General features: G+C 54.0%; 14 protein-coding genes and 1 tRNA gene. 10 read left to right on the top strand and 5 right to left on the bottom strand.

Going from position 1 to position 12,216, the window contains the following annotated elements; translation table 11 throughout:
- The first annotated feature begins 125 nt into the window (after positions 1-125).
- The gene (locus IQ241_RS06940; protein ID WP_193905691.1) at positions 126-401 is read left to right on the top strand and encodes a 2TM domain-containing protein; all 276 of its coding nucleotides are present in this window, start codon (positions 126-128) and stop codon (positions 399-401) included.
- A 62-nt stretch (positions 402-463) separates the two neighbouring features.
- Positions 464-772, top strand: a complete 309-nt coding sequence (locus IQ241_RS06935) for a DUF3181 family protein (protein WP_193905690.1) — start codon at positions 464-466, stop codon at positions 770-772.
- Positions 773-814: 42 nt separating this feature from the next.
- Here IQ241_RS06935 and IQ241_RS06930 read toward each other — a convergent pair whose 3' ends face one another.
- Both IQ241_RS06930 and IQ241_RS06925 read right to left on the bottom strand, forming a co-directional pair.
- Positions 815-1,564: a HEPN domain-containing protein gene (locus tag IQ241_RS06930; RefSeq protein ID WP_193905689.1), complete on the bottom strand. Its 750-nt coding sequence runs from the start codon at positions 1,562-1,564 to the stop codon at positions 815-817.
- Positions 1,548-2,618: a ParA family protein gene (locus IQ241_RS06925; protein ID WP_193905688.1), complete on the bottom strand. Its 1,071-nt coding sequence runs from the start codon at positions 2,616-2,618 to the stop codon at positions 1,548-1,550. The genes IQ241_RS06930 and IQ241_RS06925 overlap by 17 nt, the downstream gene beginning before the upstream one ends.
- A 318-nt stretch (positions 2,619-2,936) precedes the next feature.
- Between IQ241_RS06925 and IQ241_RS06920 the strand changes: the two genes are divergently transcribed.
- Complete coding sequence (locus IQ241_RS06920; RefSeq protein ID WP_193905687.1) at positions 2,937-3,353, top strand: hypothetical protein; 417 nt, start codon at positions 2,937-2,939, stop codon at positions 3,351-3,353.
- A 29-nt stretch (positions 3,354-3,382) separates the two neighbouring features.
- Here the strand turns inward: IQ241_RS06920 and IQ241_RS06915 are convergent, their stop codons facing one another.
- Positions 3,383-4,762: an MATE family efflux transporter gene (locus IQ241_RS06915; RefSeq protein WP_193905686.1), complete on the bottom strand. Its 1,380-nt coding sequence runs from the start codon at positions 4,760-4,762 to the stop codon at positions 3,383-3,385.
- Positions 4,763-4,929: 167 nt separating this feature from the next.
- Between IQ241_RS06915 and IQ241_RS06910 the strand changes: the two genes are divergently transcribed.
- From IQ241_RS06910 to IQ241_RS06895, 4 genes are all read left to right on the top strand, one after another.
- Positions 4,930-6,507 (top strand): photosystem II high light acclimation radical SAM protein, encoded by a 1,578-nt coding sequence (locus tag IQ241_RS06910; RefSeq protein ID WP_193905685.1) that lies wholly within the window; start codon positions 4,930-4,932, stop codon positions 6,505-6,507.
- Positions 6,508-6,575: 68 nt separating this feature from the next.
- A complete protein-coding gene (locus IQ241_RS06905; RefSeq protein WP_193905684.1) occupies positions 6,576-7,988 on the top strand; it encodes a DICT sensory domain-containing protein in 1,413 nt (470 codons plus the stop codon).
- A gap of 37 nt (positions 7,989-8,025) precedes the next feature.
- Positions 8,026-8,664, top strand: a complete 639-nt coding sequence (locus tag IQ241_RS06900) for a pentapeptide repeat-containing protein (protein WP_193905683.1) — start codon at positions 8,026-8,028, stop codon at positions 8,662-8,664.
- Positions 8,665-8,735: 71 nt separating this feature from the next.
- Positions 8,736-8,873, top strand: coding sequence for a hypothetical protein (locus IQ241_RS06895; protein WP_193905682.1), 138 nt, complete (start codon positions 8,736-8,738; stop codon positions 8,871-8,873).
- A 55-nt stretch (positions 8,874-8,928) separates the two neighbouring features.
- Here the strand turns inward: IQ241_RS06895 and IQ241_RS06890 are convergent, their stop codons facing one another.
- Positions 8,929-9,621 carry a Uma2 family endonuclease gene (locus tag IQ241_RS06890; protein WP_193905681.1) on the bottom strand — a complete coding sequence of 231 codons (693 nt, stop codon included), beginning with the start codon at positions 9,619-9,621 and terminating at the stop codon, positions 8,929-8,931.
- Positions 9,622-9,645: 24 nt separating this feature from the next.
- A tRNA-Pro gene (locus IQ241_RS06885) sits at positions 9,646-9,719 on the bottom strand.
- Between the two features lie 252 nt (positions 9,720-9,971).
- Between IQ241_RS06885 and IQ241_RS06880 the strand changes: the two genes are divergently transcribed.
- From IQ241_RS06880 to IQ241_RS06870, 3 genes are all read left to right on the top strand, one after another.
- Positions 9,972-11,441 carry a phosphohexomutase domain-containing protein gene (locus IQ241_RS06880; RefSeq protein ID WP_193905680.1) on the top strand — a complete coding sequence of 490 codons (1,470 nt, stop codon included), beginning with the start codon at positions 9,972-9,974 and terminating at the stop codon, positions 11,439-11,441.
- A 105-nt stretch (positions 11,442-11,546) separates the two neighbouring features.
- Positions 11,547-11,810, top strand: coding sequence for a hypothetical protein (locus IQ241_RS06875; protein WP_193905679.1), 264 nt, complete (start codon positions 11,547-11,549; stop codon positions 11,808-11,810).
- A gap of 11 nt (positions 11,811-11,821) precedes the next feature.
- Positions 11,822-12,208 (top strand): type II toxin-antitoxin system VapC family toxin, encoded by a 387-nt coding sequence (locus tag IQ241_RS06870; protein WP_193905678.1) that lies wholly within the window; start codon positions 11,822-11,824, stop codon positions 12,206-12,208.
- Positions 12,209-12,216 lie beyond the last annotated feature (8 nt).

The following is a 12,216-nucleotide window of genomic DNA, read 5'->3' as shown; positions in this document are numbered from 1 at the left end:
GTGTAGACGCGATAGCGGCTTCCCGTAGGGTAGGGGTGTTCGTGGAGCGTCGCCTTAGGCGTTAGGGGTGATGGGGGGACAAAGGTTACAATTAGCTTAAATACTCACCTTTTTTCAAATTCACTATGCCTCCTCGCTGGCCTCGTAAACCTGACCGCGTCAATGATCCCGACTATCGCCGCCTGGATGACCGGATGAATTTTGCCATCCATGTTGGCCTGCTATCTGCGGTTAATTCCGGGCTCTGGTTTTATCGCAATCTTAAACCCGACGTGCTGCCCTGGCTCAAGACGTTTACGCTGGTCTGGATTGGGATTTTGGTGCTGCATGGGATTTATATTTTCGCGATCGCAGACTATTCCCCCGCCTCAGTTCCCCAAAAAACTCAAGATTCTGGCTGAGGGTAGGCATCGCTTCAGCGCTTTTCCGACTATTCTATTCACGTAGACCGGAGGTAAGACCCATGGCATTCGCAGATTCAGCCGAAGCCGTCGAAGCGCTCGCCGCAGAAATTGGCGAGAATATTTACATGGATATTGCCAAATGGCATCTGTATCTGGGCGATGCCAAGCTGCATACCGTCCTGGCCGATCGGTTCTATCCCATGCTAGGCAACGGCACCCCCAGCGAAGATGACGTGCTCAAGGTGCTTCAGGACATTCCCATCAAGCTCGGCGGCGGACGGCAGACGGTTTCCCTGGCAGAAATGCTGCCCATGCAGTGCCAGGTCAACCTGATGGATTTGCTAGAGGAATATCAGCGCAAGCTATAACTGCTTGGCGTCTAACCTCACTGAATCTATTGCGCATTATCTTTACAGCACTTGATGGATGCTTTCGACGAGCATCTCAAGAAAGTCAACTGCATCGCCTACAAGCAACTCATCGATATTCCATCGGCTGCCAATATTAAACGTCGGATCTATGTCGGCTTCATGAGCAATCTTATTTCTTCGATCAACAATTGAATTCAGCTGCTGCTTAATGTCTTTCGCGGATCTACTCATCTGAGTAGCCACTTCATCCCACAGCTTCTTATCTGAGATGTATCTAATCGCATCGGCGATCTTGCCTGCTTGCTGAAAACTCTGATACCCTAAGCGCTTCCTAATTTCGCTCTCTAGCCAGGAAGTATTGTTCAACCGGCTTTGGATGCTACTTGATATTATGGGGATCAAGGCTGAAACTGAATGGGTTTGCTGGAGAAATGCATAACCTTGTGCTTGTTGAATTTCAGTTTCAAGCCAGGCGGCAATATCGATCGCTGTTAGTCGGTCTTGGCGTGCGCCACCTAGTGAAACCTCAAAGCGTGAGAACGCCGATTGAGTCGCGTTTGCTGAAGCCTTTGGTTCGGCCCGGTTTCCTCGATGGATTTCCAACATTCCCAATGTCACAACTTCATGCACATAATAATCCAGTGCGCTCACAGCAAGAACTAGCGCTGCGCGTAACATATCTGATATATCAAGTGCGCCTGTAGCTTGAGCTTTAACGGAATTGTGCAGTGCAATCAGGTCTCGAACGCGACTTATGCTGACGCGAAACTGGTCAAGCGCTGACTGCATAGGCGGAGCTTTCAGAGCTTAGCGCAATGATTTTATCGGTCAAATCTGAAAAAGTTTGCTTGAACTCTTGCTGTTTCTTTTGGTTGCTAGTCTTTACTATTCCTTTCTGATGCAGTTGTTCGGAAGTTAAAGCGTAGACTGGAGTACGGTATTTTTGAGATAGCGCAATCAAGCTGTTGAAGTTTGCAATCTTTGCGAGAGAGAGATTGCCTTCAATTCCCTGATCTCTATAGCTCTGATCTGGCAGCATCATATTGCTTTGTCTTAGGGTCGGAATCAGCTTTTCAGAGACGGCCTTTTCAATTTTCTCAATCCAAATTTGAAATGCAGCAGTCTCTTTACCCCGGATAATTCGATAATTTTGGACGATCGTTCCTAGAAAACGCAGATTGACATCAGGGAAAGGATAATTAGCCTCTTTCAAAACTTGCAGTGAGCTTGCTGATTTGCCCCAGGCATACCATCTTGGCAGAACCTTTGCCAAAGAATCAATTGCCATTACAGAGAAAAAGTCAGCAGTGGTAGGCACCAAAAAGAAGTCGCTGATCATCAGCAAATTCTGGTTAATAGAGCCTAGGCTGGGGCTCATATCAATCAACACATAGTCTGCATTGAACTTGGCAGCTGTTTTCTCAAGCAAGTCATTGATAGCACCGGGTAAGTTTTTAAGAGCTTGAATCGAACCGCTAAGCTCTTGCGCAATACCTAGAGTTACCTCATACTCAGCAAAACCAACGTGTCCTGGCAAAAGAAACAAATCATCGCGGCCCTGTATTGGAATACAATCGACAGCCTCAATCGCTTTGGGTTGTGACTCAAACGCCGGGGCCAACCCCGACTTTATATTTGAAGTTGTATTGTAAATCTCTTGAATTCTCGCTTCATCATCCTCGGTCTCCTCGCCCAAAGCTATGCCTGTGAGATTGCACTGCGGATCGCTATCTACGAGAATTACTCTTTTCCCTTTTGAGGCGAGCATCCAGCCCAAGTTAAATGCGGTTGTAGTCTTACTGACTCCGCCCTTGTGATTAAATAAGGCAACTTTTTGAACCATAGCATTGAGCCTGCTTGTGGATGTCAAGATCGCGGGTTGCACAAAAGTAGGACTGAAGGGGCGAGGCAGCCTTTTAACCCCTTAGCCTTGAGTATAACCAGAAGTCAATGCAGGTATACCGTGAAGCCAGACTACAAAGAAATCAATCAGAAATCTCAGATTCCAGTACTCGCCCTTAGCGTCTCCTGAGCGGGAAACGCCTTTGAGCCGGTAAATTCAGCCCAAATTCCAAAAAATAGCCTGATTTATTTGCTGAAAAAGGCTAATAAAAGTTAACATATAAGGGAAGTTTATACTTAACACCGACTCGCAAAACCCATGACTGGATTTATCAGAGGACTATTTGGCGGCAAAAAAGCCGATCGGCCCAACGGGCCGACTCAGGCTAAGGGAGCTTTCTACCTGGACGCCGACGATGCCAAGAGCTATGGCGATATTGACTATATGCGCACCAGTAAGACCGTCAAGCGCACCTTTGCTCGGAAGAAGGGTCAAACGAAGGAGGTCGAGAGCATTAAGCAAGTTTCTGCGCTCGGCAGCACCCCCTATAACAATAGTGGGACTTTCCCGTCTGTGGGGACTAGTACCGGCAGCAGCACTGGCAGCACCGGTAGCACCAGCAGCAGCGGCATCTCGACTCAGAACAACAACGTGGCAAATAGCCAGTCTAAGCGTCGCAAGCCTGACAGCAGCATGGATACCTTCCGCAACATGGCTCGCGAGATGCGGAAATAGTTGAAAGTGACCTTCAGAGCTGCCTGACTTTAGGCTCGTGGCTCCGGCTGCGGGCCTAAAGTTTTAGGTGTCATCCAGGCCAGCGTCAGGGCTCGGCCCGCCATAAAGCAGGTCATGGCTAGCCAGAGCAGGTTGGGACTGCGGAGCTGCTGGGCGATTAGGGCGATGGGCAAAAAGCAAATTAAGGAAGCAATCAGGGTGGAGTTGCGCAGGGCTCGACCGGCGGTCAGTCCCAGGAAATAGCCGTCTAGCATAAACGCGATCGCGCCGAACCCCAGTACCGGCAGCAGCCAAATGACATAGGCTTTCACCCCGGCGACCAGGTCGGCGTGGTTTGTCAGCAGGCCAAAGAGGGAAGCGGGGTAGCGGGCAAACGCGATCGCAAACCCCACGCCTAAAATTACGCTCACGGCGCTGCCCCATAGCACTAGCCGCCGCAGCTGAGCGTAGGCGGCCTGACCGTAGAATTGCCCGGCGTAGGTTTCAGTGGCAAAGGCAATCCCATCCAGCAAATAGGCGGCCAGGGTCACCACCTGGAGCAGCAGCGTATTCACCGCCAGGGTCTGCGCCCCCATTCCCGAGCTGAAGTTGGTAAAGAGGGAAAAGCACATCACCAGGGCAAAGGTGCGAATCAGGATATCCCGATTGAGCTGAAACAGGGCTCGGATCGCCTTGGTTTCCCAGAGCTGACCGCGCAGCTGCCGAATCGTCGGCCAGGGGATCGTCGGTAAGATCATCGCTAGCCCCACCAGCAGCATCAGATACTGGCTCATGGCGGTGGCTAAACCCGCGCCGTAGCTGGCCCAGCCCAGCCGATAGATGAACCCGTAGTCCAGTGCCACATTCGCCCCGTTACTCACGAGAGACAGCAAAATCACAATCCGCCCCTGGCCCCGACCTAGAAACCAGCCCAGCAGCACATAGTTCATCAGCACCGCCGGCGCTCCCCAAATGCAGGCCCGATAGAACGCCTGCCCCGCCGTCAGCACGTCGGCGTCGGCCTGGAGCAGCGAAAAGCCCAACCGGCGGATCGGCAACTGGAGTAGAAAAATTAGCAGTCCCAGCCCCAGGGCCAGCAGTAGATTGCGCATGCCAACCAGCCAGAGTGAGTCAGACTCAGCCCGACCCACTGCCTGAGCAACCAGCCCGGTCGTTCCCATGCGTAAAAAGCCGAAGCTCCAGTAGATCACGTTGAAGATAATCGTCGCCAGCGCCACCCCAGCGAAATAATAGATTTCGTCCAGGTGCCCCAGAAAGGCGGTATCAATTAGCCCAGCCAGCGGCACCATTAAATTGGAGATGGTATTCGCGATCGACAGTCGCAGGAATGGCGCAACCCAGTTCGTGTTGTGTAGACTTGTCAGTGGATTTGCCGGTGGATTTGCCGGTGGACTGGGTTGATTCGCCATGCAGAATTCCTGAGATGATGCTTTAAGTCTGTCTACTACCGGAATGAGACCCAGGAGCGAGTTAGCAGTGCTATCGTAAAGATATATGAAAAAACTGAGTGCCCTCAGCTAAGGTATAGATTCGTCAGGGTTCACTCAGTATTACTCAGCAGCAACTCCTTTAGGCTATGCGCGATCGCGTCCTCTATGTCCGCCTCCCCTGTAATCCTATCTTTCCGATTGGGGTCGTGTATCTGGCGGATCATCTCCACAAGCTATTTCCCCAAGCCGAGCAGCGCATTTTTGACCTGGGCACGGTGCCGCCGCTCGACTTTGGCTCGGCCCTAGACCGCTACATCGATAGCTTTCGACCAACGCTGATGGTCTTTTCCTGGCGCGATATTCAAATCTACGCGCCGGTTGGCGGTCGCGGCGGGAACCCTCTGCAAAACGCCTTTGAATTTAACTATGGTGCCAATCCGCTGGTGAAGCTGCGCGGGGCGATGGGCGGCCTGCGGATGGTGACCACCTACCTATCCGAGCTGTGGCGCAACTCCCGGCTAATCAAGCGCGGTCTGAAGCGGGCGCGAAAGCATTTTCCCGACGTGCAGATGGTGGTGGGCGGCGGCGCGGTCAGTGTGTTTTACGAGCAGATGAGCCAGATGATGCCGGAAGGAACCATCATCTCTGTGGGCGAAGGCGAGACGCTGTTAGAAAAACTGCTGCGCGGCCAGCCCATCGACGACGAGCGCTGCTACGTGGTGGGGCAGCGTCAGCCGCGAGATCGCCTGATCCACGAATGGCCGACGCCAATTGAGAAAACCGCCTGCCACTACGACTATATCGAGCAAATCTGGCCCGAGTTTGAATATTACCTGCAAGAGCAGGACTTCTATATCGGCGTTCAAACCAAGCGAGGCTGTCCCCACAACTGCTGCTACTGCATCTATACCGTGGTCGAAGGCAAGCAGGTGCGCATTAATCCGGCGGATGAAGTCGTCAAGGAGATGCAGCAGCTCTACGGCCGAGGTATTCGCAACTTCTGGTTCACCGATGCCCAGTTTATCCCCGCCCGCAAGTTTATCGACGATGCAGTTGAGCTGCTGCAAAAAATCCTAGCGGCAGGCATGGATGACATTCACTGGGCCGCCTACATCCGCGCCGACAACCTGACGCCAGAGCTCTGCGAGCTAATGGTCGCCACCGGCATGAACTATTTCGAAATCGGCATCACCAGCGGTTCCCAGGAGCTGGTGCGAAAAATGCGGATGGGCTATAACCTGCGGACGGTGCTGGAAAACTGCCGTGACCTGAAATCGGCGGGCTTTCAGGATCTGGTCTCGGTCAACTATTCCTTTAACGTGATTGATGAGCGGCCCGAAACGATCCGTCAGACGATTGCCTACCACCGGGCGCTGGAAGCCATCTTTGGTCGAGATAAGGTCGAACCGGCAATCTTCTTTATTGGCTTACAGCCCCATACCCATCTGGAAGAATACGCCTTCGAGCACGATATCCTCAAGCCAGACTATAATCCGCTCAATATTCATCTGCCCTGGGTGGCTAATAAGCTGCTGTGGAATCCTGAACCGCTGGGCTCGTTCTTCGGCGAAATCTGTCTAGAAGCCTGGCAGCAAAATCCCAACGACTTTGGCCGCACGGTGATGGACCTGTTAGAAGCCAAATTGGGCCGCTCTTCGCTCGAAGAAGCACTGACCGCACCTATCGGGGATCAGCCCCGGGCCTTGGCTGAGATATCATCTTAAAGTGGGTGAATAATATCTAGATATTCATTTCCACTGTCCTTTAAACCGTTAACCCATACCTCAAACCCATGTTGCCCGGTTCCATTCTTCAGCAGCTAGTCGATCGCCGAGACTCAGAGGACTCTGAGCAATCGGGTCGGACCCCTTTGAACTTTGGGGTGTATTACAAAAATACGCTGGTGGCGCTCTGTCATGCGCTGGAGGATGCGGTGATTGCGACGGACTGTTCGCCGCTGATGGTGACGGCCTTCCAGCAGGGAAAATGGTATTTGCAAGAGGCCGATCGCTATGGCGACATTGCCAAACGGGCTAGCCACATTGCGATCATGGCTGCTCCAGGAGCTGGGTTTCACGACCATCCTACGAGTCAGCTACCCAATGTCTTCTTAGTCGATCTGGCGAAAGACGATCCGGTTGCTCAGGAATGGCACCTGATGATCCTAGACCCGTCCTACAGCGCTATGGTGCTCTGTCAGGAGCTCTCCGATGCCGACTATGGCCCCAATGGTCGGCCTGAAAACGACCTGGAGCGGAAGTTTTACGGCTTCTGGACCTTCGACCCAGAGCTGGTGCGGGAAACAATCGACATTTCTTTAGCGCATTTGGGGCAGTACGATCCTGAGCTACAGGCGACCCTGCAGCAGCGGCTCGACCAGATTCAGGTTCAGCCCGCCGCCAAGACCGACGGCATCAGCGAGGTGGTCGTCCGCGTGGTGGACTACCTACAGGAGGGTAACTCCCTCTCGACCCGGTCTGAAACCTTGCAATTCGCCAACGCCCTGCGGCAAAACTTAGCCTCTAGCGAGCTTCAGGCCTTTTTACGGATGGCCCAGCTGGCTGACATTGCCGACCCGACTAATCCTCTAGCGGCCTCAGAAGTAGCCTCCCTAGCAGAGATGATGGCCCAGCTGCTGGAGCTGCCCGTCTGGCAGCTCCAGCGGCTGCGGTTGGCTAGTTTGCTGCACCGAATTGCCCCCCTCCAGCCAGCGGTTGATGACGAAACTGGGGTTGGCCCGAGCTGTCCGCTGAATCAGCGCACCCAGGCGCTGCGGATAATGCCTCGAATGCGGGCAGTCGCCAGGATTTTAGCTCACCAGGGCGAATGGTGGAACGGTACCGGTCAGCCCGGCGGCTTAGCAGGCGATCAGATTCCGGTTGAATCTCGGATTTTGGCACTGGTCGCTGCTTTCCAGGCTGAGGTTACCGATCAGCACCGGCAAGATGCTTCTGTAGAGGACGCTGCCAAAGCTAACTGGCAGCACATCACTAATGCCCTGACCGCCTGTCAAGCTGAGCAGGGCGAACGCTGGGATCCTAAACTAGTCGAGGTTCTGGGCTTCTTAGTTAAGGGCCTGCAGCAGGGACTCAGCCTGCCCACAATTCCGATGAAGGTGTCGCTGGGTTCTGGGCTGCTCAATCCCGACATGGAAGACGCCTGGCCCGAACCGACCGAAGCTGAAGCTAAGGTTTCGGCCAAATAGTTTTTGACATTACACTTTCACCTGACCGTCAACAAGTATGGACATCAACGCAATCCGCAAGGGTGAACTCAAGCATCTCTCTGGTGCCCAATTGAATGAGGCCGAGCTGGCCGAGGCCGATCTCCGGGACGCTCATCTCGCCGGAGCCAACCTGGTCGGGGCCGATCTGACCCGAGCGAAGCTGGCTCAGGCCCGCCTGGAGGGGAGTCATTTAGGCGGAGCGCGACTGGTCGGCGCTGACCTGCGGGCCAATCTGTGGGGAGCCAACCTGATGCAGTGCGACCTGACCGGGGCCGACCTGCGCGGGGCCAATCTGCGCGGCGCCAATCTGATGGGCGCCAAACTGGTCGGGGCCAGCCTAGCTGGGGCCTTCCTCAGTGGCGCTAACCTGACGGGAGCCAACCTCCAAACCGCCGATCTGCGCAATACCGACCTGCGTGGCGCTAACTTTAGCAATAGCAGCCTGCATGGGGCCGATCTGTCCCAGGCCGACCTGCAGGGGGCTGTTTTAACTGAGGCTAATTTGGAAGAGGCTAACCTGCAAGCCGCTAATCTAGCTGGAGCTAGGCTGACCGGAGCTAATTTACTCTGTGCCGACCTAAACGGTGCCGACCTAAACGGTGCCGACCTAAACGGTGCCTGCCGGACGGGAACTGTTTTGGCTACGGCGGTTTAGCCGGTCGGGTGGCAAGATACTAAGGTCAGCGTAAAGCGGCTGACGGCAGCGCTAGCCTAGATGATAAAATCATGGATTCAGCTATGGTAGCCGCACTATGCGCTTCTGATGATGGCATTCTCTATCTGCTGCAAAAGCGTATCTATACGAGAGCCTTTCCTCAACAGCTGATCGATATTGGGCTGATCGCTCGTGGCTACTTGAGCTAGTTCAATACTGGAGCGCGATCGCGGCTCAATCTGTGGAACATCCTATAAATATCCCCTATAGTCGCTGTCTCGATAGCTGCTGAACAAACAGCGCATGTTCCGGCGTTGCCAGTCCGGATTGTAGTCCTGACAGCACCTTCACCATATTTCCGGCTAGCAAGTCTGCTACTGCTAGCCATAATCCTGGAAACACCCGGCTGCGGATGAATCCATCCGCATCGACGGGGAGGGGCCGATAGCCTCCCGCTTCCAGATAAAACCAATCTAGCTTCTGCTCAAATACCTGCCAAACGATATACTCCTGAGCGCCGTTACGCCGGTACGCCCGCTTTTTATCTCTGAGGTCAATGGCCGCACTGCTTGCTGCAATCTCTGCGACCAGTTCTGGTGCTCCTTCAATGTAATCGTCTTCGCTAAGCCGAACCCGGCCTCCAGACTGTTCTTCAATCAGCAGCACGGCATCCGGTTGGGGTTCGTTCTCCAAGTCAAGGCGGACTGTCGGATTATCGCCTAATGCTACACCGGTAGTCATACTTTCATAAACCCCTAGCCAAGTGATTAAGTGACCATGGGGTTGACCATGACTTCTAAAGCGCAGGGCCGCTGCCATGTAAACGACTCCTTCAATCAGCTCGGCTTTTTTGACGTTGAGCATGGCCCCGTAGCGACGCTCAAATTCGTCACGATTTAAGCGATCGCCATTTTCCAACGGCGGTAGCAGCTGTCGCTGGGAGGGGAAGTTAACCATGGCTGGCGCTGTAAATACAAAAAATCGGGATGGCGGGATTCGAACCCACGGCCCCTTCGTCCCGAACGAAGTGCGCTACCAAGCTGCGCCACATCCCGTTTCATGGCTTACGCCGACCCTACAAGCATCAGCGCTCACCTAGCCTATCATAGGACGCTGGTGGTGCGTAGCGCGATCGCGCCACAAAACTCAGTTTAAACACGGCTTGCCTTCTAATACACTCTTTTCGCCAGGACTGGGATAAAATCTAGGCTGGCTGGCCGAACGGCTAGCGCTGGGCTCTTCTTGCACATGCGGAAAAGTATCCATCTCAAGTTTTCATCTAGCGTAGCGTCTAAGCGACCCCTGTAATGGCTATAGCTCTATCTCCGACTGCCTTTATCGATAAGCCGATTAAATTTGGTACCGACGGCTGGCGAGGGATGATCGCCGCCGACTTTACCTTTGCGCGCGTGGCTCAGGTGGCCGCGATCGCGGCCCAGGTGCTTCAGGACTGCTACGGTCAGAGCAGCGGCAGCAGTACGGTGATCGTCGGCTTTGACCGCCGTTTTCTATCGCCCGAGTTCGCCCAGATTGCGGCGGAGTCGATTGCGGCGGTGGGCTTTACGGTGCTGCTGTCGGAGACCTTTGCGCCTACGCCAGCCTTTAGCTGGGCTGCCCACGACCAGAGCGCCCTAGGCGCAATCGTGATTACAGCCAGCCACAACCCGGCAGCCTATTCTGGGCTGAAGGTAAAAGGCGCGTTTGGGGGTTCGGTGCCGCCCGAGGTGACCCAGCAGATCGAAGCCAAACTCGGACAGGATCTGCCTGTGGCTAGCACGCCCGGAGGGATCCACCGCTTTGACCCCTGGCCCAGCTACTGCCATGCCCTCCAGTCCAAGGTCGATATCGCGGCAATTCGGCAGGCGGTCAGCATCGGCAAGCTGACGGTCTTTGCCGACGTCATGCACGGCGCTGCTGCTACCGGCCTAAAGCGGCTACTAGAGACGGAAATCAATGAGCTCAACGGCGAGGCCGACCCCCTATTTGGCGGCGGTGCGCCGGAGCCGCTGCCGAAATATATTCCTGCTTTGACGGCGGCAATGCAGGCGCGGCACCAGTCCGGGGCGACCGGGCTGGCGGCAGGTCTGATTTTTGACGGGGATAGCGATCGCGTTGCCGGGATGGATGGCCAGGGCACCTTCCTCAGCTCACAGGTGCTAATTCCTATCCTGATCGAGCACCTGACCGCCCGCCGCGGGTTTAGAGGCGAAGTCGTTAAAACCATCAGCGGCTCCAGGCTGATGCCCGCCGTCGCCGAACTGTATGGGCTCCCCGTTCATGAAACGCCGATTGGCTATAAGTACATTGCCGACCGTATGCTGGCCGCCGAGGTGCTAATTGGCGGTGAAGAGTCTGGCGGCATTGGCTATGGCCATCATATCCCTGAGCGCGATGCCCTGCTATCGGCGCTGTATTTGCTAGAAGCTGTCGTCCAGAGTGGCCAGGGCTTCGGCGAACTCGACCAGGCCCTGCGGGAAAAAACCGACTTCACCGCTGCCTACGATCGGATCGATCTGCCCCTGGCCAACATGCAGGTACGCAATCAGCTCCTGACCCGGCTCCAGAACCAAACGCCTCAGACCGTTGCCGGACGTCAGGTGGTCAACTGTCTCACCATTGATGGTTACAAATTCAGCCTGGAAGACGGCAGCTGGCTGCTGATTCGCTTCAGCGGCACCGAGCCCGTCCTCAGGCTGTACTGCGAGGCTGCCACGCTGGACCAGGTTCAGGAAACGCTGAGCTGGGCCAAAGACTGGGCCAGCTCCGGGGAGCAGTGACGTTTAGGTTAAACGGTTATATCAAAAACTATCCTACTGCTCAATACTTTTTACTAATCGGGCTAAAATCTAGAGATAGTTAGCGCTAGAGGCGAATCGTGGCTTATGAGCCCAACTTTACAGCGCGTGATGAGTGATTTGAAACAGCTCACCTTGAACGAGCAGTGGAAGCTGGTGGGTTACTTAATGAACCAGCTTCAGTCCAAGGTACAGATAGCTGAAGCGCTACAGCCAGAGGTTGAATCATCGACTGGAGCAATGAGTATTGACGAATTGCTGGAGGAAACTCGCGGTAGCTGGGGAGATCGAAGTCCTGAAGCAATAGATGCTGAGCTCGCTCGGCTACGGCAGATTGATTGGGGAGAGTAGAATTTGAGCCTGTGGAGCTGCTTTTCGATACTAATATTATAATTTATCACTTGAACAATCAGCTGAATGAGTATGGCGAAAATCTCTTAAGGCAAGGTCTTTCTGGGCAGAGTGCTTACTCAATTATTTCGAAAATTGAGCTACTTGGCTTTAACCAGCCTGATACTGCCGACGTTCAAGCTAGACGAGTTCTATCTGGACTGATTGAATTGCCATTGACATCTGAAGTTGCTGAACGCACAATTATGCTGCGTAAGCGCTTTAAGATTAAAATTCCTGATGCCATCATTGCTGCTACGGCACTAGAGTATTCGCTTCGACTGATTACTCGAAACGAAGTTGACTTTGCCAAGGTTGAAGATTTAAATCTGACTAACCCCTTCGAAGCTCAAAACTGATCTGCTTT

This window comes from Vasconcelosia minhoensis LEGE 07310, from assembly GCF_015207255.1.
Taxonomy (GTDB): Bacteria; Cyanobacteriota; Cyanobacteriia; order Phormidesmidales; family Phormidesmidaceae; genus Vasconcelosia; species Vasconcelosia minhoensis.
The sequence above is the reverse complement of the archived record's forward strand: the minus strand, read 5'-3'. Positions and strand labels throughout refer to the sequence as shown.